Annotated in this window: 20 protein-coding genes and 1 riboswitch; of the genes, 18 read left to right on the forward strand and 2 right to left on the reverse strand. The window is 67.9% G+C overall.

The genetic code is table 11. From position 1 onward, the window contains the following. The first annotated feature begins 10 nt into the window (after positions 1 to 10). From pncB to MNQ95_RS09990, 9 genes are all read left to right on the forward strand, one after another. Positions 11 to 1,198, forward strand: coding sequence for a nicotinate phosphoribosyltransferase (gene pncB / locus MNQ95_RS09950; protein WP_241952774.1), 1,188 nt, complete (start codon positions 11 to 13; stop codon positions 1,196 to 1,198). A gap of 81 nt (positions 1,199 to 1,279) precedes the next feature. Further along, entirely contained in the window at positions 1,280 to 1,831 is a 552-nt protein-coding gene (locus MNQ95_RS09955) for an NADPH-dependent FMN reductase (protein ID WP_162408382.1), read from the forward strand. Between the two features lie 627 nt (positions 1,832 to 2,458). Further along, positions 2,459 to 5,656: a TonB-dependent receptor gene (locus MNQ95_RS09960; protein ID WP_241952775.1), complete on the forward strand. Its 3,198-nt coding sequence runs from the start codon at positions 2,459 to 2,461 to the stop codon at positions 5,654 to 5,656. 200 nt (positions 5,657 to 5,856) lie between these two features. Further along, positions 5,857 to 6,609, forward strand: a complete 753-nt coding sequence (locus MNQ95_RS09965) for a SapC family protein (protein ID WP_162408380.1) — start codon at positions 5,857 to 5,859, stop codon at positions 6,607 to 6,609. A 2-nt stretch (positions 6,610 to 6,611) separates the two neighbouring features. Continuing rightward, entirely contained in the window at positions 6,612 to 7,634 is a 1,023-nt protein-coding gene (locus tag MNQ95_RS09970; protein ID WP_241952776.1) for a cupin-like domain-containing protein, read from the forward strand. Between the two features lie 118 nt (positions 7,635 to 7,752). Further along, complete coding sequence (locus MNQ95_RS09975) at positions 7,753 to 9,384, forward strand: tryptophan halogenase family protein (protein WP_241952777.1); 1,632 nt, start codon at positions 7,753 to 7,755, stop codon at positions 9,382 to 9,384. Positions 9,385 to 9,391: 7 nt separating this feature from the next. After that, positions 9,392 to 10,093: a DUF6445 family protein gene (locus tag MNQ95_RS09980; protein WP_241952778.1), complete on the forward strand. Its 702-nt coding sequence runs from the start codon at positions 9,392 to 9,394 to the stop codon at positions 10,091 to 10,093. A gap of 99 nt (positions 10,094 to 10,192) precedes the next feature. Beyond that, the gene (locus MNQ95_RS09985; RefSeq protein WP_241952779.1) at positions 10,193 to 11,455 is read left to right on the forward strand and encodes a cation:proton antiporter; all 1,263 of its coding nucleotides are present in this window, start codon (positions 10,193 to 10,195) and stop codon (positions 11,453 to 11,455) included. A gap of 167 nt (positions 11,456 to 11,622) precedes the next feature. Further along, complete coding sequence (locus MNQ95_RS09990; RefSeq protein WP_241952780.1) at positions 11,623 to 12,420, forward strand: DUF3667 domain-containing protein; 798 nt, start codon at positions 11,623 to 11,625, stop codon at positions 12,418 to 12,420. Between the two features lie 112 nt (positions 12,421 to 12,532). Here the strand turns inward: MNQ95_RS09990 and ettA are convergent, their stop codons facing one another. Continuing rightward, on the reverse strand, positions 12,533 to 14,197 hold the full coding sequence (ettA, locus tag MNQ95_RS09995; protein ID WP_241952781.1) for an energy-dependent translational throttle protein EttA: 1,665 nt from the start codon (positions 14,195 to 14,197) through the stop codon (positions 12,533 to 12,535). A 210-nt stretch (positions 14,198 to 14,407) separates the two neighbouring features. Between ettA and glyA the strand changes: the two genes are divergently transcribed. The 9 genes from glyA to thiL all read left to right on the forward strand — a co-directional run bounded on the left by glyA (position 14,408) and on the right by thiL (position 22,206). Continuing rightward, positions 14,408 to 15,661, forward strand: a complete 1,254-nt coding sequence (gene glyA / locus MNQ95_RS10000) for a serine hydroxymethyltransferase (protein WP_241952782.1) — start codon at positions 14,408 to 14,410, stop codon at positions 15,659 to 15,661. 21 nt (positions 15,662 to 15,682) lie between these two features. Further along, the gene (nrdR, locus tag MNQ95_RS10005) at positions 15,683 to 16,234 is read left to right on the forward strand and encodes a transcriptional regulator NrdR (RefSeq protein WP_162408372.1); all 552 of its coding nucleotides are present in this window, start codon (positions 15,683 to 15,685) and stop codon (positions 16,232 to 16,234) included. An 8-nt stretch (positions 16,235 to 16,242) separates the two neighbouring features. Continuing rightward, complete coding sequence (locus MNQ95_RS10010; RefSeq protein WP_241952783.1) at positions 16,243 to 16,722, forward strand: GNAT family N-acetyltransferase; 480 nt, start codon at positions 16,243 to 16,245, stop codon at positions 16,720 to 16,722. A 26-nt stretch (positions 16,723 to 16,748) separates the two neighbouring features. Further along, entirely contained in the window at positions 16,749 to 17,810 is a 1,062-nt protein-coding gene (gene ribD, locus MNQ95_RS10015; protein ID WP_241954402.1) for a bifunctional diaminohydroxyphosphoribosylaminopyrimidine deaminase/5-amino-6-(5-phosphoribosylamino)uracil reductase RibD, read from the forward strand. Between the two features lie 192 nt (positions 17,811 to 18,002). Beyond that, a riboswitch (FMN riboswitch) is annotated at positions 18,003 to 18,201 on the forward strand. A 166-nt stretch (positions 18,202 to 18,367) separates the two neighbouring features. Next, the gene (locus MNQ95_RS10020; protein WP_241952784.1) at positions 18,368 to 18,985 is read left to right on the forward strand and encodes a riboflavin synthase; all 618 of its coding nucleotides are present in this window, start codon (positions 18,368 to 18,370) and stop codon (positions 18,983 to 18,985) included. Further along, on the forward strand, positions 18,982 to 20,076 hold the full coding sequence (ribB, locus tag MNQ95_RS10025) for a 3,4-dihydroxy-2-butanone-4-phosphate synthase (RefSeq protein ID WP_162408369.1): 1,095 nt from the start codon (positions 18,982 to 18,984) through the stop codon (positions 20,074 to 20,076). The genes MNQ95_RS10020 and ribB overlap by 4 nt, the downstream gene beginning before the upstream one ends. Positions 20,077 to 20,150: 74 nt before the next feature. Then, a complete protein-coding gene (ribH, locus tag MNQ95_RS10030; RefSeq protein WP_162408368.1) occupies positions 20,151 to 20,618 on the forward strand; it encodes a 6,7-dimethyl-8-ribityllumazine synthase in 468 nt (155 codons plus the stop codon). Beyond that, positions 20,615 to 21,088, forward strand: coding sequence for a transcription antitermination factor NusB (gene nusB / locus MNQ95_RS10035; protein ID WP_162408367.1), 474 nt, complete (start codon positions 20,615 to 20,617; stop codon positions 21,086 to 21,088). The genes ribH and nusB overlap by 4 nt, the downstream gene beginning before the upstream one ends. A 134-nt stretch (positions 21,089 to 21,222) precedes the next feature. Further along, entirely contained in the window at positions 21,223 to 22,206 is a 984-nt protein-coding gene (gene thiL / locus MNQ95_RS10040) for a thiamine-phosphate kinase (RefSeq protein ID WP_241952785.1), read from the forward strand. Between the two features lie 208 nt (positions 22,207 to 22,414). Here the strand turns inward: thiL and MNQ95_RS10045 are convergent, their stop codons facing one another. Beyond that, entirely contained in the window at positions 22,415 to 23,578 is a 1,164-nt protein-coding gene (locus MNQ95_RS10045; protein ID WP_241952786.1) for a MalY/PatB family protein, read from the reverse strand. Positions 23,579 to 23,615: the final 37 nt, after the last annotated feature.

Here is a 23,615-nt window from a genome sequence, read left to right on the forward strand (position 1 = left end):
CGAGGTGTCCATGCCGATCATTCCGTCATTGCTCGACACCGACCTGTACAAGTTCACGATGATGCAGGCGGTGCTGCACCAGCATCCGGGCGCGCAGGTGGAGTACCTGTTCCGCTGCCGCAGTCCCGGCGTGGACCTGGCGCCGCACCTGGACGCGATCTCGGCGCAGATCGACGCGTTGTGCGCGTTGCGCATGCGCCCCGACGAGCTGGGCTACCTGCGCGGGCTGCGCTTCATCAAGCCCGATTTCGTCGACTTCCTCGGCCTTTTCCAGTTCGACCGCAAGTACGTGCAGTTGCGCCGCTCGGACACCGAACCCGGGGGCATCGAACTGCGTCTGCGTGGCCCGTGGCTGCACACGATCCTGTTCGAGGTCCCGCTGCTGGCGATCGTCAGCGAGGTCTACATGCGGGCCGAACACGGCCCGGCGGATCGCGACGAAGGCCTGCGCCGCCTGCACGCCAAGGCCGTGCGCCTGCGCGATGCGGTCGGGTTCGAGGACTGCACGCTCACCGACTTCGGGACCCGCCGGCGCTGGTCGCATGCCTGGCACGACGACGTGGTGGTGCAGTTGCGGGAGACGCTCGGCACGCGCTTCGCGGGGACCTCGAACGTGCACTTCGCCATGAAACACGGGCTGGTGCCCCAGGGCACGATGGCCCACGAATGGCTGCAGGCGTTCCAGGCGCTGGGTCCACGCTTGCGCGACTCGCAGGTGGCGGCGTTCGACAGCTGGGCGCGCGAGTACCGCGGCGACCTCGGCATCGCCCTGACCGACGTGATCGGGCTGGAGGCGTTCCTGCGCGACTTCGACCTGTACTTCTGCAAGCTCTTCGACGGCATGCGCCACGATTCGGGCGACCCGTTCGAGTGGGGCGAGCGGATCATCGCCCACCTGCACGCGCACCGGATCGACCCGATGACCCGGACGCTGGTGTTCAGCGACGGCCTGGACATGGAACGGGTCATGGCGCTGTACGCACATTTCCGCGGCCGCTGCCGGATGTCTTTCGGAGTGGGCACCCACCTGACCAACGACCTCGGCCCGAAAGCGCTGCAGATCGTGCTGAAGATGGTGCGCTGCAATGGACAGCCCGTGGCCAAGCTCAGCGACACGCCAGGCAAGACGATGTGCGACGACCCGGGCTACCTGGCCTACCTGCGCCAGGTATTCGCCGTTCCCGCCGCGGAACCCTAGGAAGGCGCGCACTCGCGCCGGCTATGCTGTGGCCGCAACCCGGCGCAAGCCGGGGTTCCACGGAAGAAACAGGAGAACGCGATGGCACGGATACTCGGTATTTCCGGCAGCTTGCGAGCGGGGTCGTTCAACACCGCACTGTTGCGCGCGGCCCGCGAGCTCGCCGTGCCGGGCGTGGAGCTTGAACTGGCGACCCTGCATGGCATCCCGCTCTACGATGGTGACCTGGAGCAGCGCGCAGGATTGCCCGAAGCAGTGGTCGCGTTGAAGGCCAGGGTCCTCGAGTGCGAGGGCCTGCTGCTGGCCACGCCCGAGTACAACAACGGCATACCGGGCGTTTTCAAGAACGCGATCGACTGGCTGTCGCGACCGGCAGCGGACATCCCGTCGATATTCGGCGGGCGCCCCGTTGCCGTGGTGGGCGCGTCGCCCGGTGGCTTCGGCACGATCCTGGCGCAGGATGCCTGGCTGCCGGTATTGCGGACCCTGGGTGCGCGCTTCTGGTCCGGTGGCCGGCTGATGGTTTCGCGGGCCGGCCAGGCCTTCGATGCAGAGGGCCGGCTGTCCGACGATCGGACGCGCCAGCAGCTGGCGCAATTCCTTGCTGCCTACCGTGACTCGATTGATAGGTAACCGGTGGTCATTTTCCCGGTCGCCTAAAAAAGGACAGCGCTGGCCAAAGGCCGGCTTGTAAGCGCCGCAACGCAGAATCCAGGCGCTGGACCGCCGTTATCCGCATCAATGCGCCCAATGGCAGCGTTTGGCATTCCATTTTCGTATGTCTAAGCGCCTTCAGATTCCGTTAAACGTGGGTCGTTACCCAGGCAACGGGATTTGTGCTGCGCTGCACTGTGACAGGCCAGATCAGTGCGTGCTATCTCTTGCGCCACTCGAGAATGTTAGCGCTATCAATCAAGGGCGGGCTGCCCGGATGACACCCGCCGCGACGCGCGGGACGCATCGTGCGTCGTTACGACAAGCTTTGGTATTCGATTTGCCGGCGTCTATTTGCCGGCACGCAGGGACGGACTTCCAAGTCCGGTTGTACGGGTCGTCGACCGCGGCCTGAAATGCCCCAGCGAGGGCAATACATCCACAAATCGAAGCAAGAGGGGAGGGTAGGGAGATGAGCATTTGCAGGTTGCAGTGTCCCGCGCTGTCAGGAGCCACGGCGCATGCCGCGTACGGGGCCCGGGGTGATGTGTCCAACGCCGTCGAGGCAGCGGTCGTCCAATCCAATGCACAGCCGAGGGCAGTCCAATGAATTCCAAGCTGAAGCGCTTCAAGTCGACGGCGATGTTCACCATCGTCGGCGGCGTCATCATCATCAATCCCGCGTTCGCGCAGGATCCGGCGCAGCCGCAGGCCACCAGTGCGCAGGCCAGCGCGCAGGTCGATCCCACCACCCTGGACACCGTCACCGTCACTGGCATGCGCAGCAGCCTTGACCAGGCGATGAACATCAAGCGCGACTCGCACGGCGTAGTCGACGCGATCAGTGCCGAGGACATCGGCAAGTTCCCCGACACCAACCTGGCCGAGTCGCTGCAGCGCATCACCGGCATCTCGATCGAGCGCCGCGACGGCGAAGGTGCGCAGGTCACCGCGCGCGGCTTCGGTCCCGGCTACAACATGGTCACGCTCAACGGCCGCCAGATCCCCGGTGCCGATGGCTTCAGCAGCGGCGGCCTGGAGATCGGCGGCGTCGGTTCGGGCACCCGCGGCTTCAACTTCGCGCAGTTGTCCTCCGATGCGATCAGCGGAGTCACCGTCTACAAGACCGGTCGCGCGAACGTGCCCAGCGGCGGCATCGGCGCCACCATCGACATCCTGACCGATCGTCCGTTCAACCACGCCGGCGGCGAAGTCGTGGCCATCGCCGGAGCCAAGGTGGTGACCGACCAGTCGCAGGTCCTGGGCAGCGACGCCACGCCCGAACTGTCGGGCATCTTCAGCTACGCCAATGCCGACAAGACCTGGGGTATCGGCCTCAACGCCAGCCTTGAAAAGCGCCATGGCGGTTCGGTGCAGGCCAGCGAGAACGGCTGGAACGTGTCGCGCTGGACCGGCACCGACGGCAAGTTGCGCCCGGGCGCCGTCGTGCAGAACGCGCCGGACATCGGCCAGCTCTACAGCATGCCCAACGACCTGCGTTACGCGTTCCAGGATTTCGAGCGCGAGCGCGTCAACGGCCAGGCGGTGCTGCAGTTCGCCCCGTCCGACGCGTTTACCTTCACCCTGGACTACACCTACTCGACCAACGAGATCTCGCAGCTGCGTGGCGAGCAGACGATGTGGCTGCAGAACAGCCTCAGCCATGTCACCTTCGATGGGAATCCCGAGGTCGCCACCCCGATCTACATCCGCGACATCGCCGGCAGCGCCAAGGACTTCGGCTTCGAGCAGCAGCGCGACGAGCAGAAGTACAGCCTCGGTTCGCTGGGCCTCAACGCGCGGTGGGACGTCAACGACCGGTTCAACCTGACCTTCGACGCGCACAACACCAAGGTCGACAGCCGTCCGAACGATCCGATCACCGGAGGCAGCTCCACCGCGTTCAGCCTCGCCGGGCTCGCACCGAACCGCGCGACCAACAACTGGACGCAGGAGTACTGGTTCAACGGCGGCCTGCCGATCATGACGCGCACGCTGTTCCCGAGCACCGCCGATGCGGTGGCCAACACCAATGGCGTGGTCAATCCTGATTTCGCCCCGGAGCAGCTGGGCACGCAGATCCTGCGTATCTGGTCGACGCGCCAGGACACTGAAGTCAAGCAGGGCCGGATCGACGGCGAGCTGATGTTCGACAGTGGGCGCTTCACGTTCGGCATCGATTCTTCCGACGTGTCGATGCGGCGCCTGAACGTGGACGGCCACGGCCACCTGATGACGCTGGGCAACTGGGGCGTGGACGACGTCGGCCAGGCGGGCGGCATGGTCGACCTGCTGAACACGATCAACATCGGCGGCCTGTTCACCGACTTCAACGCCAATGGCTCTCCGAGGCAGGCATGGCGGGGCGATGCCAGCCAGCTGGCCCAGTGGGCGGAGCAGGCGTGCGCCAGCGGTACGGCGCCGGCGGCGTGGCCGGACTGCGACAGCATCAGCTCCCGCGTGCGCACGACCTATGACAACGACAACCTGGTCGAGGAGAAGACCAATTCGGTGTACGTCCAGTGGGACCAGGACTTCATGCTCGGCAGCATGCCGGCGCAGGCCGTCATCGGCGTGCGTTACGAGAAGACCGACCTGGAGTCGACCTCGGTCATCCAGGTGCCGAGCGCGATCCGCTGGATGTCCAACAACGACTTCGGCATCGTCCGGTCGGATGAGCTGCAGCCGTTCTCCGAAAGCAACAGCTACAACTACCTGTTGCCGAACCTCGACTTCAGCATCGACCTGGCCGACGATGTCAAGGGTCGCATCTCGGCGAGCAAGACCATTGCCCGTCCGCCATATGGCAACCTGTACGCGGGCCCGAACGTGGGCGGCCCCAGCGGTTCGATCCTGTTCGGCGAGCAGTACCGCGCCACCGGTGATGCACAGAACCCGTCGCTGCTGCCGCTGGAGTCGCAGAACTTCGACATTGGCGCCGAGTGGTACTTCGCTCCCGCCAGCTTCATCGGCGTGACCTACTGGCGCAAGAAGGTCGACAACTTCATCGGCAACACGGTGGTCCGCGAGAACCTGTACGGCATCACCGACCCGACCTCCGGGCCGGACGCGCAGGCGGCGCTGGCGTTCCTCAACAGCGGTGCCTGCGCAGCCCAGGTGACCGCGGCGGGCGTCGATCCGGGTGAGGGTTGCGCAGGCAACTACACCACGCTGTTCACCGCGCTGGCGATGCTGCGCAACGCAGGCGCCACCGGTGGCCTGCCTGCGTACAACGGCACCAATGTCCAGCAGATCTCGATGGAGAGCCAGTTCGACATCTTCGGCGAGGCGGACGATCCGCTGTACATGTTCGACGTCAACCGCCCGATCAACCAGCGCTCGGCCACGCTCGACGGCTGGGAAATCGGTGGCCAGTACTTCTTCGGTGACAGTGGCTTCGGCATCCTGGCCAACTACACCATCGTCGATGGCGACGTGGGCATCGATCGTGCGGCCGACCCGGGCACGGACGTGTTCGCGTTGAGCGGCCTGAGCGATACCGCCAATGCCGTGCTGATGTACGAGAACTACGGCTGGTCGGCTCGCCTTGCCTGGAACTGGCGCGACGAGTACCTGCTGGCGGCGAACCAGAACGGCAACAACCGCAACCCGTACTTCGTGGAGGAGTACAAGCAGTTCGACCTGGCCGTGGCGTACAGCTTCAGCGACCACCTCTCGGTGTCGCTGGAGGCGATCAACCTCACCGGCGAGGACGTGCGCTGGAGTGCGAGGTCGCACAACCAGATGGTCCGCCTCGTGGAGCAGGCGCCGCGTTACATGATGGGGGTGCGCTACAGCTTCTGATCCGTTTTCCAGGATCGAAGTCTGTTGCGCAGGATGGGGCCGTCGCTTCGGCGACGGCCCCTTTTTCTGAGGTCGCCGGGCATCCCGCGTCGCGTCTTGCGGGCGAGGCGGCATTGTGGATATGGTCTCCTTCGTGGCTACACCGGAGCGCCATGCAAGCCTGCGCCGGCGCCCGAATCGAAGAACCAACTGGAGCCGAAATGGCCCGATACGAGCTGCTGAACAACATCGCGCACAAGGACCTGCGCATTTCCACCCGTTTTGGCCCGGAGTTCGGCGACAACGTCGGCATGGTCCCGGCATTCCCGACCGAGTACGCGGAGCTGCAGCGCGAGTACCCGATTTTCTTCCGCAAGGAGGCCGATGGCAGTTTCCAGTCGGTGGCGCTGCTGGGATTCGACCATCGCGAGAACCTGTTCCTGCAGGGCAGCGGCTGGAATGCCAGCTACCTGCCTGGCGCCATCTCCCGCGGCCCGTTCCTGATCGGCTTCCAGGAGCAGCAGGTCGACGGCGAGTTGCGCAACATGCCGGTCATCCATGTGGACCTGGATCATCCGCGGGTCGTCACCGGGCAGGGCGAGCCGGTGTTCCTTGCCCAGGGCGGACACAGCCCCTACCTGCAGCACATCGTCGGCGTGCTCAATGGCATCAACGATGGCGTGGAAGCGAGCAAGGGAATGTTCGCCGCACTCGACGCGCTCGGACTCATCCAGCCGCTCGCACTGGACGTCCGCTTCGACGATAACCACGGCGTCAACCTGACGGGCCTGTACGGCATCGATCGTGACCGGCTGGCTGCGCTGGATGCCGAAGAGCTACACGGCCTGCACCGCGCCGGGTGGCTCGAGGGCGTGTATCTGTTGCTGGCATCCATCCACAACATGCGCCGGCTCATTGCCGAGAAGCAACGCCTCCTGCGCGAGCAGGAGGGCAGCCGGGCGCAGGTCGCCTGACGATGTTCGACCAGGCGGCTCCGATCCGCACGATGGAAGGTTGCAGCGCCGACGCGCTGCCGCTCGCCGAGCTGCTGGAAGGCGGCACGCCCACTGTACTCAGGGGGCTCGCGCGCGACTGGTCGCTGGTGGCTGCCGGACGCGAGTCGCCGCACGCGGCGATGGAACACCTGCGCGCGCACTACAACGGCCGCCCGGTGCAGTACAACTGGGGCGCGCCGGAAACCGCGGGACGTCCTTTCTATGTCGAAGATCGCACCGCGCTCAACTGCGAAGTACGCCGCGGCGGCCTGGACCAGGTGCTCGACGAGCTGGCCGCATACCTGGACGATCCACGACCGCCGACCTACTACGTGGCTTCGCTGCTGGTCGACTACTGCATGCCTACGCTGCGCGCCGGCAACGACCTGGGCTTCGCCGCCAAGGGCGTGCAGGCGCCACCGGCCATCTGGATTGGCAACCGCGTCACCGCCTCGTGCCACTACGATGCGCCGAACAACATCGCCTGCTGCGCGGTGGGCCGTCGTCGCTTCACGCTGTTCCCACCGGAGCAGATCGCAAACCTCTACCCGGGGCCGCTGGAGCCGACGCCTGGCGGGCAGGCGGTGACCATGGTGGATTTCCGCGATCCGGACCTGGAACGCTATCCGCGCTTCCGCGAGGCACTGGCGACGGCGCAGTCGGCGGTGCTGGAGCCGGGCGATGCGATCTTCATCCCCAGCATGTGGTGGCACCACGTGCAGGGCCTCGATCCGTTCACCGTGCTGGTGAACTACTGGTGGGGCAGCATGCCGGACTGGATTCCGACGCCCATGCATGCGCTCTACCATGCGATGTGGACCATTCGCGACCGGCCCGAACGGGAGAAGCAGGCCTGGCGGGAGGTCTTCGAGTACTACGTGTTCGGGCCGGCGGGGCAGGCCGGCACGCACCTGCCCGAGGCGGCGCGCAACATCCTGGGCCCGTTCGACGAGATGGCCGCGCGCAGGATGCGCGCGATGCTCATCGGCAAGCTCAATCGCTGAGTGAGCCGGCGGGGGCAAGAATTTTCAGATGCTGCATGCCCGCGGGCATCGGCATCGGCATCGGCATGAATCCACCGCGCATGCGGTGCAACGAAGAAGATGGAAGAGGGAGGGGGTTTTGGAGACCAACCGTATTCGCAAGGTCGTTATCGCTGGTGGTGGCACCGCTGGCTGGGTCGCGGCTTGCGCCCTGACCCACCAGTTCCGCGACCTGCTCGACATCACCCTGGTGGAGTCCGATCAGGTCGGCACCGTAGGCGTGGGCGAGTCGACCATCCCGACCATCCGCACCTTCCACAGGTTGTTGCAGATCGACGAGCGTGAGTTCCTCAGCTCGGTTGCCGGCAGCTTCAAGCTGGCGATCTCGTTCGAGAACTGGATCCGCCCGGGCTCGCGCTACATCCATCCGTTCGGCACCACGGGCGTGAACACCTGGTCGTGCGATTTCCACCAGTTCTGGCTGGAAAGCCGCCGCCGCGGCATGCAGAGCGAACTGGGCGACTACTGCCTGGAGACCGTCGCCGCGCTCCAGGACCGCTTCGCCCTGTTCAATGCCGGCCAGAACAACCAGCAGTGGTCGATGCGCTGGACCAAGGCGGCCACGGCGCTGGAGCGTCGTGACGTGAGCTATGCCTACCACTTTGACGCCGGGCTGTATGCCGCGTTCATGCGCGTCAAGTGCGAAGGCCGCGGGCTCAGGCGCGTCGAGGGCAAGATCGCCCAGGTACGCCAGGACCCGGACAGCGGCTACGTGCAGTCGCTGGTGCTGGAGGATGGGCAGGTCATCGAGGGCGACCTGTTCATCGACTGCACCGGCGCGCGCGCGGTGCTGAGCGAGCAGGCGCTGCACACCGGCTACGAGGACTGGGACCACTGGCTGCCAAGCAACCGCGCCGTGGCGCTGCAGACCGAAGCCGATGGGCCGCCGGTGCCGTACACGCGCGCGATCGCGCACGAGGCCGGCTGGCACTGGAAGATCTCGCTCCAGCACCGGATCGGGTGCGGCATCGTGTTTTCCGATGCGCACATGTCCGACGACGAGGCGACCGCCAAACTGCTCGCCGAGAACCCGTCCAAGCCGCTGCGCGACCCGTGGATCATCCCGTTCCGCACCGGGCGCCGGCGCAAGGCCTGGAACAAGAACGTGATCGCGCTCGGACTGGCGAGCGGCTTCATCGAGCCGCTGGAGTCCACCAGCATCCATCTGACCCTGAGTGCGGTCACCCGCCTGGTGCAGTTCTTCCCCTCCGAGGGCATCAGCCAGGCGGCGGTGGACCGCTTCAACCAGGTCAGCCGCCAGGAGCTCGAGCACGTTCGCGACTTCGTTGTGATGCATTACCACCTCAACCAGCGCGATGAGCCCCTGTGGAAGCAGTGCCGCGAAATGGAACTGCCACCCGGCCTGGCCGAGCGCATCCAGGTGTTCCGCGAGACCGGCTACGCGTGGCAGGGGGAGGACGAACTGTTCCGTCTCGACTCCTGGACCCACTGCATGCTCGGCCAGGGCGTGGTGCCGCGCAGCCACCATCCGCTGACCCGCGCGCTGTCGGACACCGATCTCAAGCGCCTGCTCGAGAGCGTGCGCACGCCGATCGATGCCGCTGTGGCGGCCATGCCCAGCCAGGAGCAGTTCATTGACAGCTACTGCAAGGCGCCGCTCTCGGCCTGGGAACAGATGTACGCACGTGCCCGGCAGCATGAGCGGGTGACCGGCAAGATCGCGGGCGTCGGCGGAGGCCTGACCCAGTGAGGCGCAGATGCTGATCCAGGCGCACCCCGAGCTGCGCCTTCAGGTGCGGCGGATTGGGGCGGAGGGCGCGCCACTGCTGGTGATCGACCAGTTGGTAGCCGATCCCGACCGTCTGGTGAGGAAGGCGGCGCGTGCGCAGTTCGCGCCCCAGGGTGCGATGTTCCCCGGCATCCGCGTGCGCGCTCCGCTGTCGTACGAGGCGTTCCTGGAGCGGATCATCCGGCCCCTGCTCGGCGATGTCTTCGGTCTGCCGCCGCAGGCCCGGCTCGCGTTCCCGATGTGCCACTACTCGCTGGTGACCCAGCCACCGCAGAAGCTGGCATTCCTGCAGCGCATTCCGCACATCGACTCGGCGACCGGGCTCGGCCTGGCGTCGGTGCACTACCTGTTCCGCGGGGAATGGGGCGGGACGGCGTTCTACCGGCACCGCAGCACCGGTTTCGAATACGTGGACGAGGGGCGCGAGCGCACCTACTTCGGCCAGCTGGAGCAGGAGAGCCAGGGACCGGACGCGCCGCAGCCCGGCTACATCGGAGAGGACACCGCGCTGTTCGAGCGCGTCGACAAGGTCGACGGCGTCTACAACCGCCTGGTGATGTACCGGCGCAACTCGCTGCACTCGGGGACCATCGACAATGCCAACGTGCCTCCGCCCGACCCGGAGAACGGCCGCCTGTCGATCAACAGTTTCATCGATGTGATCCCCTGACGGCATGGGCGGCGTCGGCGTGCGCGTCTACGATCGCCCGCAGCGAAGTGGTGCCGTGCCTGCCGGTCGCAGGCCATGTGGCCTTGGGGCGGTTTCATCGTGAACGCGACGTTGCTCTTGCTGGTGCAACTGGTGCTGATCCTGGTCATGGCCCGGTTGTGCGGCGCGTTCCTCGGGCGCTTGGGCCAGCCGCCGGTGATCGGCGAGATGATGGCGGGACTGTTGCTGGGGTCCATCGTGTTCGGTGCGTGGCTGCCTGATCTGCACGCCACGCTGTTCGCCAAGCCGTCGTTGCCGGCGCTCTCCGGCCTGGGAACGGTGGGCGTGGCGCTCTTCATGTTCATCGTCGGCGTGGAGCTGCGTGCGCCAGGTGGCAGCCGCGCACAGGTCCGGGCGGCTGCCACCATCGGCCTGGTGGGCGTGGCGTTGCCGCTGGTGCTTGGCCTGGCGATCGCACCCGTGCTGTACCGCTCCTTCGCCCCCGACGGCGTGGCGTACTGGCCGTTCGCGCTGTTCATCGCCGCGGCCATGTCGGTCACCGCGTTCCCGGTGCTCGCGCGCATCCTCAAGGACCGCAACCTCACCCACAGCACGCCGGGCAGGCTGGCATTGAGCGCGGCGGTGATCGACGACGGTTGCGTCTGGGTCTTCCTGGCGATCGTTCTGGCGCTGGCCGGCGGTGGTTCGCCGGCAGGGGTACTCGTGGCGATCGGCGGCGGCCTGGCGCTGGTGGCGATGGTGTTCCTGCTGCTCAAGCCACTCTATGCCCGCCTGTTGCGGACGTCCGGCGATAGCGGCGAGCCCGATGCCTCGATGCTGGTCTGGATCCTGGTCGGCGTGCTGGGATGCGCCGCCTTCGCCGAGTGGATCGGCCTGCATGCGGTCTTCGGTGCCTTCCTGTTCGGCGTGGCGCTGCCGCGCGACGATCGCCTGCTGTCCTTCCTGGCGCGGCGCATCGAGCCGGTCGCGATCGTGTTGCTGATGCCGGTGGTGTTCGCCCTCGCCGGGCAGAACACGACGCTCGAGGCCTTCGCCGGTGCCGGCATCGGTGCGTTCGGGCTGATCCTGCTGGCCGCGGTCGCCGGCAAGGTGATCGGCTGCGCAGCCGGCGCGCGCCTGAGCGGCCACGGCTGGCGCGACAGCCTTGCGGTAGGTTCGCTGATGAACGCACGCGGCCTGATGGAGCTGATCGTCATCAAGATCGGCTTCGACGCCGGGCTGATCGGGCCGGAGCTGTTCACGATGCTGTTCGCGATGACCCTGGCGACCACATTGATGGCCTCGCCGCTGCTGGCGCTGTTCTATCGTCGCCCGGCCGATGCGAAGGCTGGACTGGCGCCGGAGTTGCGCGTCGATTCCTGAGGCAGGAACGGTGGGGGCGCTCGTCGTGGCCACGGCGCTCTCCACCATTCGACAGGCGACTCTTTCATTGATGTCCTTGGGCGCTGGTGCCGCGTCACCTTCCGCATGAGTTGAGGTGGGTTCCCGCCGCGCCGTAAGATGCGCTGCGCTGAAGCCAGGGAGCGGTGATGTCGGAAGCAACGGGATGTGCGAACTGCGGCCGAGCGATCGACGGCCCCGCCCAGAAATTCTGCCCGGCCTGCGGCCAGGCCACGCCGGCGCATCGCATCGACTGGCATTTCATGCTGCACGAGTTCGAGCACAGCGTGCTGCACATGGATCGGGGCATCCTGTACTCGCTCAAGGAGCTGATGCTGCGGCCCGGGCGGCTGATGCGCGACTACCTGGAGGGCCGGCGCGCGCGCCAGGCAAAGCCGTTCCTGCTGCTGATGGTGATGGCTGCGGTGATCGTGTTCCTGGGCAAGCTGCTGTTCGACGGCCATCTCGTGGAATCGAGCCTGCCGGCGTTCTATTCCGGGGGAATGTCACCCGGGGCCGAGGCGGAGGCCGTGCAGGTGGCGCTCGCCAACGGCTTGGCGACAGTAAGCGCTTGGATGAACCGAAACTACGCCGTCTGGACCTTGTTGCTGATTCCGGTCGAGGCGCTGGCTTTGCGGCTCGCCTTCTTCGGCGTGCGCCGTCTCAACTATCCGGAATGGCTGGTGATTACGGCCTTTCTGACGGTGCAGATGTTCGTCTTCTGGGGGCTGGCTATGCCACTGCAGCGGTGGTTTCCGTCGGCGGCATCTGTCGCCCTCGGCGTGGCGTTCTGCTACGGGGTGTATTCGCTGGTGCAGCTCTTCGGAGGCTATCCCCGCTGGAAGTCGGTGCTGCGTGCGCTGGTCGGGTTTGGGGCATTCGGCCTGATCGGCGGACTTTTGACGATAGCGCTGGCGCTGGTTTTGGCGGTTCTCCAGCTTCGCTGAGCCGGGGCGGCGAAGCGTGCTCGCACGCCCGGCATGCCGCCACTCTGGGTGCCCGGAAACAAAACGCCCGCCGATCGGCGGGCGTTTTGCATTGGAACTCCGCGCTTGAGACTTACTTCAGCGCCTTGAACCGCAACCGGTGCGGCTGCGCGCCCTCGGCACCCAGGCGACGCTTCTTGTCTTCCTCGTACTCGCGGTAGTTGCCCTGGAAGAACTCCACGTGCGAATCGCCCTCGAAGGCGAGGATGTGCGTGGCGATGCGGTCCAGGAACCAGCGGTCGTGCGAGATGACGAAGGTGTTGCCCGGGAATTCCAGCAAAGCGTCTTCCAGCGCGCGCAGCGTCTCGATGTCCAGGTCGTTGGACGGTTCGTCGAGCAGCAGCACGTTGCCGCCCTGCAGCAGGGTCTTGGCCATGTGCAGGCGGCCGCGCTCACCGCCCGACAGCGAGCCGACCAGCTTCTGCTGGTCCTGGCCCTTGAAGTTGAAGCGGCCGATGTAGGCGCGCGACTGGATCTCCACGCCGTTGATGTTGAGGATGTCCAGGCCGCCGGAAATCTCCTGGAACACGTTGTGGTTGCCTTCCAGCGCGCCGCGGCTCTGGTCCACGTAGGCCAGGTTCACGCTCGGGCCGATCACGATCTGGCCCGAATCGGGCTTCTCCTGGCCGGTGATCATCTTGAACAGGGTCGACTTGCCGGCGCCGTTGGGGCCGATGATGCCGACGATGGCGCCGGGCGGCACGATCATCGAAAGGTCGTCGATCAGCAGGCGGTCGCCGAACTTCTTGGAGACGTTCTTGAACTCGATCACCGAGTTGCCCAGGCGCTCGCCCGGCGGAATGAAGATCTCGTTGGTCTCGTTGCGGCGCTGGTAGTCGACCGACTGCAGCTCCTCGAGGCGGCCCAGGCGTGCCTTGCCCTTGGAGCGGCCGCCCTTGGCGTTCTGCCGCGACCACTCCAGTTCCTTCTGGATGGCCTTCTGGCGTGCCTTCTCCTGGTTGTCTTCCTGCTTGAGGCGGTCGTCCTTCTGGGTCAGCCAGTCGGTGTAGTTGCCCTTCCACGGGATGCCGCGGCCGCGATCCAGCTCGAGGATCCACTCGGCGGCGTTGTCGAGGAAGTAGCGGTCATGGGTGACCGCGACGACCGTGCCGGTGTAGCGGGCCAGGAACTGTTCCAGCCACTCGACCGATTCGGCGTCCAGGTGGTTGGTCGGTTCGTCGAGCAGCAGCATGTCCGGCTTCTGCAGGAGCAGGCGGCACAGCGCCACGCGGCGCTTCTCGCCACCGGACAGCTTGCCCACCACCGCGTCCCACGGCGGCAGGCGCAGCGCGTCGGCGGCGATTTCCAGCTGCTGTTCCAGGGTGCTGGCGTCGCCGCTGGCCAGGATCGCCTCCAGGCGCTCCTGTTCCTTGGCCAGCGCGTCGAAATCGGCGCCGTCCTCGGCATAGGCGGCGTAGACCCGTTCCAGCGCGGCCTGGGCCTGCAGTACTTCGCCCACGCCTTCCTCGACGGCCTCGCGCACGGTGTGGTTGGGGTCCAGCTGCGGCTCCTGTTCCAGGTACCCGACCTTGATCCCGGGCTGCGGGCGCGCCTCGCCCTCGAAGTCCTTGTCCACGCCGGCCATGATCCGCAGCACGGTCGACTTGCCCGAGCCGTTCAGGCCCAGCAGGCCGATCTTGGCGCCGGGGAAGAAGCTCAGCGAGATGTCCTTGATGATCTGCCGCTTGGGCGGGACCACCTTGGACACGCGGTTCATGGTGTAGATGTATTGCGACATGGGACTGTGGACTCCGCGGACGGGCAGCGGCAGCCTGCCGGGAGGCGGGCTGCGCGGGGATAGGACGGGATCGGGCGATTATCCCGGATATGGGGGCGGGGCGCCAAATCGCCAACCAGGGCCCGGCGGGCTTCCTGGGAGCCCCGGCGGCCCGGGAAGGGGCCGAAACGCTACAATCGTCGACCCCGCCATCTCGTTCCTGGAGCCCCGATGTTCCCGCGCGACGCCCGTATCGAAGGTTATGACCCTGAACTGGCCGCGGCCATCGCCGACGAGGCCCGCCGCCAGGAAGACCACGTCGAGCTGATCGCCAGCGAGAACTACGCCAGTCCGCGCGTGCTGGAGGCCCAGGGCAGCGTGCTGACCAACAAGTACGCCGAAGGCTACCCGCGCAAGCGCTATTACGGCGGCTGCGAGTACGTGGACATCGCCGAGCAGCTGGCGATCGACCGGGTCAAGCAGCTGTTCGGCGCCAACTACGCCAACGTGCAGCCGCACTCCGGTTCGCAGGCCAACCAGGCGGTCTATTTCGCCCTGCTCAACCCGGGCGACACCATCCTGGGCATGTCGCTGGCCCATGGCGGCCACCTGACCCACGGTGCCAAGGTCAATGCCTCGGGCAAGCTGTTCAACGCCGTCCAGTACGGCGTCAACGACCAGGGCCTGATCGATTACGACGAGGTCGAGCGCCTCGCCGTCGAGCACAAGCCGAAGATGGTCGTGGCCGGTTTCTCGGCCTATTCGCAGCAGATCGACTGGGCGCGCTTCCGCGCCATCGCCGACAAGGTCGGTGCCTACCTGTTCGTGGACATGGCCCACGTCGCCGGCCTGGTCGCCGCGGGCGTCTATCCCAACCCGCTGCCGCATGCGCACGTGGTCACCTCGACCACGCACAAGACCCTGCGCGGTCCGCGCGGCGGCATCATCCTGGCGCTCAATGCCGGCGAAGAGATCGAGAAGAAGCTGCAGTCGATCGTGTTCCCGGGCATCCAGGGCGGCCCGCTGATGCACGTGATCGCGGCCAAGGCGGTGGCGTTCAAGGAGGCGCTGGAGCCGGAGTTCGCCAGCTACCAGCAGCAGGTCGTCAAGAACGCCCAGGCCATGGCCAACACGCTGATCGCGCGCGGCTACAAGATCGTCTCCGGCGGCACCCAGAACCATCTGATGCTGGTGGACATGATCGGCAAGGACGTGTCCGGCAAGGACGCGGAAGCCGCGCTGGGCAAGGCCCACATCACCGTCAACAAGAACTCGGTGCCCAACGACCCGCGCTCGCCGTTCGTGACCTCGGGCCTGCGCCTGGGCACCCCGGCGGTGACCACCCGCGGCTACGTGGAACAGGACTGCGTGGACCTGGCCAACTGGATCGCCGACGTACTCGATGCGCCGGCCGACGAGTCGGTGATTTCGACCGTGCGCGAGAAGGTCACCGCGCAGTGCCGCAAGTACCCGGTCTACGGCTGACCGTACCCCCGGGGCCATCGCATGCACTGTCCCTACTGCCAGCACACCGACACCCGCGTGATCGATTCGCGCGTGTCCGAGGACGGCGCGACGATCCGCCGCAGGCGCGAATGCGAGGCCTGCGGCGAACGCTTCAGCACGCTGGAAACGGTGGAGCTGAAGCTGCCGGCGATCATCAAGAGCGATGGCCGCCGCGAGGCGTTCGACGCGCGCAAGCTGCGCGTGGGCTTCGATCGGGCCTTGCAGAAGCGCTCGGTAGCCGAGGAGCAGATCGAGGCGGCGGTGCGCGCGGTGGTGCACGGCGTGCGCATGAGCGGCGAGCGTGAGTTGGCCTCGCGCCGGATCGGCGAATTCGTCATGGACGAGCTGCGCAAGCTGGACCACGTCGGCTACGTGCGCTTCGCCTCGGTCTATCGCAGCTTCGAGGACGTCGCCGATTTCCGCGAGGAGATCGAGAAGCTTGAGCGCGACCTGCCGCCGGGCAGCGGCCAGCTGCCGTTGCTGCAGGGGGGCGAGGTCGTGTCCCTCGACAAGCACGCCGAGAAGCTCGCCGAGCGGCAGAAGAAGCGCTGAGCGCGGCCGTGCGCATCGCCTGGCTTCGCGATCATCCCTGGCACATAGAGGCGCTCGCCGCGGGGCACCTGGAGGCCTTTGGCGCACTGATTCCGGACTGGGACATCGTCCAGGCCATCGCCGAGCTGCGCTCGCACACCCGCGGGTGTGCGATCCCGACCACGCTTATCGCCCTGGACGATGCCGGTACCTGGCTTGGTTCGGTCAGCCTGTTGCAGGAAGACCACGAGCACATCCGCCAGTATTCGCCCTGGCTGGCCACCCTGTACGTGCGGCCAGCCGCGCGCGGGCAGGGCGTGGGCTCGGCGCTGGTCGCGCGCTGCGTCGCCGAGGCCGCCGCATTGCAGGTGGCCGAGCTCTACCTGTACTGCACCGCGTCGATGGCCGACTGGTACCGGGCGCTGGGCTGGCATGACCACGACATCGTGGAACTCGGTCCACTGCAGGTCCGGGTGATGGCGATCCGGTGCGCGGCGGTGGCGACGTGACCTTCGATGGTCGCGACCATGCCTTGATGGCCCATGCGCTGCAGCTGGCGCAGAGCGCGCTGTTCACCGCGCGTCCCAACCCGATGGTGGGCTGCGTCATCGCCCGCGACGGCGAGGTGGTGGGCGAGGGCTGGCACCCGCGCACCGGCGAAGCGCATGCGGAAGTGTTCGCGCTGCGCCAGGCAGGTGCCCGGGCGCGCGGCGCCACCGCCTACGTGACCCTGGAACCCTGCGCCCACTTCGGGCGCACGCCGCCGTGCGCCGACGCGCTGGTCGGGGCCGGCGTGTCGCGCGTGGTGGCGGCCATGCGCGATCCGTTCCCGCGCGTGGACGGCGCCGGCTTCGCCCGCTTGCAGGCCGCCGGGATCGCGGTCGCCGCCGGGCTGATGGAGGCGCAGGCGCGCGAACTGAACCGCGGCTTCCTCTCGCGCATCGAGCGTGGCCGCCCGTGGCTGCGGATCAAGCTGGCCGCCAGCCTGGACGGGCGCACCGCGATGGCCAACGGCGAATCGAAATGGATCACCGGCGAGGCCGCGCGTGCCGACGTGCAGCGCTGGCGCGCGCGCAGCGGGGCGATCCTCACCGGCGCCGACACGGTGCTGGCCGACGATCCGGCGCTCACCGTCAGGCTGGGCGACGATACCCCGTTCGAGCCGCCGATGCGGGTCGTGGTGGACACGCGCCTGCGCAGCCTGGCGTGCGGCAAGGTGCGCGATGGCAGCGCGCCGACCCTGTACCTGCATGGCCCCCAAGCCGCCCCCGCGGCCGGCCTGTCCACTGAGTTCGCGGCGCTGCCGCTGCGCGGCGACCATGTCGACCTCCGGGCCGCGCTAGGCCTGCTTGGCGAACGCGGCATCAACGAGGTCCAGGTGGAAGCCGGCCCGGCCCTGTGTGGAGCCCTGCTGGGCGCCGGCCTGGTCGACGAGTTGCTGCTGTACCAGGCCCCCGTGCTGCTGGGCGACGGGGCCCGGCCGCTGTTTGCCGGCCTGGGAATCGAGACGATGGCGCAGCGCCTGCGTTTCGACCTGGTTGACGAGGCGCGTTTCGGCGAAGACCGCCGCCTGCTGCTGCGACCGTCTGCCTTGTAGGAGCGGGCATGGCCGCGACACGACGCCGCACGCGCAGGCGACGCCCTCGTGGAGCCGACGCCCGGTCGCGGTCATGCCCGCTCCTACAATGCGTGGACACACCGTTCCAGGCGGTCTGTGGCGTAGGCCCAGGGCCATTCAGCGGCCTGCGGTAGAATGCCCGCGCCGGTTCGCCGGTGATCCAACAAGATCGAACGTCTTCAGGGCGGGGTGGAATTCCCCACCGGCGGTAGGCGCCAGTTCCTGTGAAGGGGCCGGCGCGAGCCCGCGAGCGCTCCCGATGCCGGCTTTCCGCCGCGCCGGGAGGTCAGCAGATCCGGTCCGATGCCGGAGCCGACGGTTGTGGCGTGGCCCAGGTCGCGCCCTAGAGTCCGGATGAAAGAAGACGCAGCCGCCCGGCCCGTGCCGGGTGGCCGCTCGTGCCCCGGGACGTTTTTCGCAGCCCTTACGCGGAAGACGCACATGAAGCTCCCCAGATTCGCCCGTTCCGTCGCCCTGCAGGCCCGTTTGCGATCGGCCGCGGGCCACTGTCGCGTGGTTTTTCCGGAGGCGCGCTGATGTTTACCGGGATCATCGAGGGCGTCGGCCACCTGGCCGCCCATGAGCCGCGCGGCGGCGATGTGCGCTTCACTTTCGCCACCGGCACGCTGTCCTTCGACGACGTGCGCCTGGGCGAAAGCATCGCGGTCAACGGCGTGTGCCTGACCGTCATCGCGTTCGACGCCGGATCGTTCCAGGCCGATGCCTCCAACGAAACCCTGGCGCTGACCACGCTCGGCGCATTGCCGGTCGGCGCACGGATCAACCTGGAGCGCGCGATGCGCCCGTCAGGCCGCCTCGGCGGCCACCTGGTCAGCGGACATGTCGACGGCATCGGCAGGGTCCTCTCGGTGCACGACGACGCACGCGCGCAGCGCTGGCGCTTCGCCGCGCCGGCGCCGCTGCTGAAGTACATCGCGAAGAAGGGTTCGATCTGCGTCGATGGCGTCAGCCTCACCGTCAACGAGGTCGACGCGGAGGCATTCGAGGTTGCGCTGATCCCGCACACCGTGGCCAACACGCGCTTCGAACAGACCGCGGTCGGCGACCCGGTGAACCTGGAGATCGACCTGGTCGCCCGCTACGTCGAGCGCCTGCTCGGCGCGCGACCGGCTGCCGATGGGGCCGACGCATGAGTTTCGCCCCGGTCCCCGAACTGCTGGAAGAGATCCGCGCCGGCCGCATGGTCGTGATCGTCGACGACGAGGATCGCGAGAACGAGGGCGACCTGATCATGGCCGCCGAGCTGGTCCGTCCGGCCGACATCAACTTCATGGTCACCCACGCGCGCGGCCTGGTCTGCCTGTCGCTGACCCGCGAGCGCTGCGCCCAGCTGGGCCTGGCGCCCATGGTCCAGACCAATACCGCCCAGTTCCAGACCAACTTCACCGTCAGCATCGAGGCGGCGGAGGGCGTGACCACCGGCATCTCCGCCTACGATCGCGCCCACACCATCCGCACCGCGGTGCGCCCGGATGCCAGGCCGTCCGACCTGAGCCAGCCCGGCCACATCTTCCCGCTGACCGCGCAGCCCGGCGGCGTGCTGACCCGCGCCGGCCACACCGAGGCGGCCAGCGACCTGCCGATGCTCGCCGGGCTGGAGCCGGCCGGCGTGCTGGTCGAGGTGATGAACGCCGACGGCAGCATGGCGCGGCGTCCGGAGCTGGAGGTGTTCGCACGCGAGCACGGGCTGAAGATGGGCTCGATCGCCGATCTGATCGCGCATCGCCTGGCCACCGAGCACACCGTCGAGCGCCTCGACGCGCGCGACGTCGAGACCGAGTTCGGGCCGTTCCAGCTGGTGACCTATCGCGATCGCATCGCCCATGAACTGCACTTCGCCCTGGTCCGCGGCACGCCCGACCGGGCCACGCCGACCCTGGTCCGGGTCCAGGTCGAGAACCCGCTCAGCGACCTGCTGCACTGGCGCCGCGACGACTTCGGCGTCGCCGCGACCGATGCTTTGCGCGCGATCGCCGCCGAAGGGCAGGGGGTGATGGTGGTCCTGTCCGAGCCGCGCAACGCCGAGGCCCTGCTGGCGCGGCTGCGCAAGCAGCCCGAGGTGAGGCCGGACGCCAAGGACGTGGGCCAGTGGCGGCGCAATGGCGCCGGCGCGCAGATCCTGGCCGACCTGGGCCTGGGCCGGCTGCGCGTGCTGGGCACGCCGCGCCGGCAGGTGGGCCTGGCGGGTTACGGGCTGGAAGTCGTCGAGTACGTCCAGCCATGATCCGGCGGGTCGGCCGGAGGGCCGCCCGGCCCCGGCTCCGTTAAACTGTCCGACCCCCGAGGACTCCCGCGCCCATGACCCTGTACGAAGGCGACCTGCGCCTGCCGGCCGACGCCCGCTTCGCGATCCTGGCCAGCCGCTGGAACGCGCGCATCACCGACGCCCTGGTCGCCGGCGCCCGTCGCTGCCTGGCCGAGAACGGGGTGCCCGAGGATGCGGTGGACGTGGTCCGCCTGCCGGGCGCCTGGGAACTGCCGGTGGCGGCGCAGCGACTGGCCAGTGGCGGCGGCCACCAGGCGCTGATCGTGCTGGGCTGCGTCGTGCGCGGTGATACCCGCCACTACGAGCATGTCGCCGACCTGTGCGCCGAAGGCCTGATGCGGGTGGCGCTGGATACCGGCGTGCCGGTGCTCAATGGCGTGCTGGCGGTGGAAAAATTCGAAGATGCCGAGGCCCGCGCCGGCGGCAGCCATGGCAACAAGGGCGAGGAGGCGGCATTGGCCGCGCTGGAAATGGTCAACCTGATGGAGCGCCTGCGATGAACCGTCCGTTCCGTCCCCGTACGGGTGTCGACCCGGTATTGCGCGGCCGCGCCCGCCGTCGTGCGCTGCAGGCCCTGTACGCCTGGCAGATCTCCGGGGGCAACGCGCAGCAGGTGATCGCGCAGTTCGCCCACGAGCAGGCGCATGAAGTGGCCGACCTGGAGTACTTCGAGGACCTGGTCCGCGGCGTGCTCGCCGAGCGTGTCGGCCTGGATGCGGCGCTGGCGCCGCACCTGGACCGCGGCATGGAAGAAGTCGATCCTATCGAGCGGGCGGTGCTGCGCCTGGCCGCCTATGAACTGCTGCACCGTCCCGACGTGCCGTACCGGGTCGTGCTGAACGAGGCGATCGAGATCGCCAAGCGCTTCGGCTCCGAGCACGGCCACACCTACGTCAATGGCGTACTCGACCGTGCCAGCGGCGAATGGCGCGCGGTCGAGGTCCAGGCCGGACGCAACGCGCGGACCTGACCCGGCGCGTCGCGACATCGAAAGCGCGGTCGTGGCGCGTGCCAGCGTGGGCGGAACGCCGTAGACGGCGCGAGTCCTGCGCGCCGCCCCGCGCCGCATATCCCCCCAGCGTGGAATCCGGGCAAGATGCCGCCATGGCCGAATTCGACCTGATCGCGATGATCCGAGCCCGCGCCACGATGCGCGGAGGCGTGTTGCTGGGTATCGGCGACGACGCGGCGCTACTGCACGTGCCCACCGGCCACGAACTGGTGGTCACCGCCGACACGCTCAATGCCGGCGTGCATTTCCCCGAGGACACCGCACCGGCCGACATCGGCTGGAAGGCGCTGGCGGCCAACCTGTCGGACCTGGCCTCGATGGGCGCGCGCCCGGCGTGGTGCACTTTGTCGCTTTCGCTGCCGCAAGCCGATGCAGGATGGCTGGAGGCATTCCTCGACGGTTTCCTGGAATTGGCCGCCATGCACGGCATTGCCCTGGTCGGCGGCGACACCACGCGCGGGCCCTTGTCGATCGCGGTCACCGCGATGGGCCTGGTCGAAACCGGGGCGGCGCTGCGCCGCGATCGTGCCCGCATCGGCGATGACATCTGGGTGACCGGAACGCTGGGTGACGCAGCGGCGGCGCTGGTACTTGCCGGGCACATGCCGGCGATCGAGGGCGTCGCGCCCCCGGAAGATCCGTGCATCGCCGCCGCGCTGCGCATGCGCCTGGAGCGGCCGACGCCGCGCGTCGCGGCGGGCCGCTGCCTGCTCGGACTGGCCCATGCCTGCGTCGACGTCTCCGATGGCCTGCTGGCCGACCTTGGCCATGTCTGCGAGCGCAGCGGGGTGGGTGCCGACATCGAGCTCGCCGCGCTGCCCGCCTCGACAGCCTTGCGGCAAGCGTTCGGCGACGGTGCCGGTCGCATCGCCCTGCAGGCCGGTGGTGGCGACGACTACGAGCTTTGCTTCACCGCGCCGCCAGTGGTGCGCGAAGCGGTTGCGATGGTTCTGGAACAGGCTGGGGTCGAGTGCAGCCGCATCGGCCGGGTCGTTACCGGCGATGGTGTGCGCGCGCTGGCCGCCGACGGCAGTCGATGGCAAACCCCTTCGGGCGGATACGTGCATTTTGGCTGATGAGAGGGCCTTGGTTGCACGCTGGCGTCGCGCCCGCTTGCATCTCGCGGGCACGGAAGGCGTCTTGTCGTACTGCTTGCCATTGCCGTGTCGGGGCTGCGGTCCTGCCTTTGTAGGAGCGGACTTCAGGCCGCGACACCGACGCCGTCGGAATCACATCGTCGTCGCCTGTGCCGAGGTCGTCGGTGTCGCGGCCTGAAGTCCGCTCCTACAAAAGCGCAACCGCCCTGGCCATGCGATCCACGGCTTCCACCAGCAGCGGACGCGGCATCGCGAAATTCAGGCGCACATGGCCTTCGCCGCCTTCGCCGCACTCACCGCCATCGGTCAACGCCACATGGGCATGGCGACGGAAGAACAGGTGTGGCGCGGTGTCCAGCGGCAGGCTGCGGCAGTCGAGCCAGGCCAGGTAGGTGCCCTGCGGCTCCAGATAGCCGACCTGCGGCAGGCGCTCGCGCAGCAGCCGGCCGAGCAGCTCGCGGTTGCCCTGCAGGTAGCTGCGTACTCCGTCCAGCCATGCATCCCCCTCGCGCCAGGCGGCGGTGTGCGCGATCACGCCCAGGGTCGCGGTGCTGTTGCCGGCGAAGTGGCCGATCTCGCGCCAGCGGCGCAGGTCCTCCTCGCGGGTGAATGCGAGCTGCGCGCACTTGAGTCCCGCGAGGTTCCAGGCCTTGGAGGCGGACAGGGCGGTGATCGCCTGTTGCGCCGCCGCGTCCGAAACCGTCGCATACGGCACGTGGTGCTGGCCGTCGTAGAGCAGTGGAGCATGGATTTCGTCGGCGAACACGCGCGCGTCGTGGCGCGCGACGATCGCGGTGATGCGCTGCAATTCTTCGCGCGCGTACACCTTGCCGATCGGATTGTGCGGATTGCACAGCAGCAGCATGCGCGCGCCGGAAGCGAAGGCATCCTCCAGCGCGGATTCGTCCAGCATCCATCCTGCATGGCCGCGTTGCATCGGCACCTGTACGACGGGGTTGCCCAGCAGCTGCATCAAGGGAATGAACGGCATGTAGCACGGTACCGGCAGCGCCACGGGAGCGCCGGCCGGCAGGTAGTGCCGCAGCACGATTTCGAGCGCGCCCAGTACGTCGGCGACCGGCCTGATCGCCTCGGCGGGGATCGACCAGCCATGGTGGCGCTGCTGCCATTGCGAACAGGCTTCGGCCATGGCGCGCACGGGCGTGGCGGACAGGTAGCCGACCTGGCCCTGGTCGACCGCCCTGTGCAGCGCTTCGCGGATGACCGGTGCGATGCCGAAGTCCATCTCCGCGACGAACGCGCCGATGCAGTCGGGAAACGCGCGCCACTTGAGCCCGCCGCCGGCGCGCAACTGCTCCAGGGTGATGGCATCGAAGGCGGATGTGTCCACGCAGCGCTCCAGGTTGGCCGCGCCATTGTCGCATCGG

The organism is Pseudoxanthomonas daejeonensis (genome assembly GCF_022637495.1).
In the GTDB taxonomy this organism is placed as follows: domain Bacteria; phylum Pseudomonadota; class Gammaproteobacteria; order Xanthomonadales; family Xanthomonadaceae; genus Pseudoxanthomonas; species Pseudoxanthomonas daejeonensis.

What these genes read in the sequence shown, in the direction of transcription:
- thiL (WP_241952785.1), top strand. Translation starts at nt 21,223, where the DNA reads ATGGCCGAATTCGACCTGATCGCGATGATCCGAGCCCGCGCCACGATG.
- MNQ95_RS10020 (WP_241952784.1), top strand. Translation starts at nt 18,368, where the DNA reads ATGTTTACCGGGATCATCGAGGGCGTCGGCCACCTGGCCGCCCATGAG.
- nusB (WP_162408367.1), top strand. Translation starts at nt 20,615, where the DNA reads ATGAACCGTCCGTTCCGTCCCCGTACGGGTGTCGACCCGGTATTGCGC.
- ettA (WP_241952781.1), bottom strand. Translation starts at nt 14,197, where the DNA reads ATGTCGCAATACATCTACACCATGAACCGCGTGTCCAAGGTGGTCCCG.
- glyA (WP_241952782.1), top strand. Translation starts at nt 14,408, where the DNA reads ATGTTCCCGCGCGACGCCCGTATCGAAGGTTATGACCCTGAACTGGCC.
- pncB (WP_241952774.1), top strand. Translation starts at nt 11, where the DNA reads ATGCCGATCATTCCGTCATTGCTCGACACCGACCTGTACAAGTTCACG.
- ribB (WP_162408369.1), top strand. Translation starts at nt 18,982, where the DNA reads ATGAGTTTCGCCCCGGTCCCCGAACTGCTGGAAGAGATCCGCGCCGGC.
- MNQ95_RS09965 (WP_162408380.1), top strand. Translation starts at nt 5,857, where the DNA reads ATGGCCCGATACGAGCTGCTGAACAACATCGCGCACAAGGACCTGCGC.
- nrdR (WP_162408372.1), top strand. Translation starts at nt 15,683, where the DNA reads ATGCACTGTCCCTACTGCCAGCACACCGACACCCGCGTGATCGATTCG.
- MNQ95_RS09960 (WP_241952775.1), top strand. Translation starts at nt 2,459, where the DNA reads ATGAATTCCAAGCTGAAGCGCTTCAAGTCGACGGCGATGTTCACCATC.
- ribD (WP_241954402.1), top strand. Translation starts at nt 16,749, where the DNA reads ATGGCCCATGCGCTGCAGCTGGCGCAGAGCGCGCTGTTCACCGCGCGT.
- ribH (WP_162408368.1), top strand. Translation starts at nt 20,151, where the DNA reads ATGACCCTGTACGAAGGCGACCTGCGCCTGCCGGCCGACGCCCGCTTC.
- MNQ95_RS09980 (WP_241952778.1), top strand. Translation starts at nt 9,392, where the DNA reads ATGCTGATCCAGGCGCACCCCGAGCTGCGCCTTCAGGTGCGGCGGATT.
- MNQ95_RS09970 (WP_241952776.1), top strand. Translation starts at nt 6,612, where the DNA reads ATGTTCGACCAGGCGGCTCCGATCCGCACGATGGAAGGTTGCAGCGCC.
- MNQ95_RS09955 (WP_162408382.1), top strand. Translation starts at nt 1,280, where the DNA reads ATGGCACGGATACTCGGTATTTCCGGCAGCTTGCGAGCGGGGTCGTTC.
- MNQ95_RS09990 (WP_241952780.1), top strand. Translation starts at nt 11,623, where the DNA reads ATGTCGGAAGCAACGGGATGTGCGAACTGCGGCCGAGCGATCGACGGC.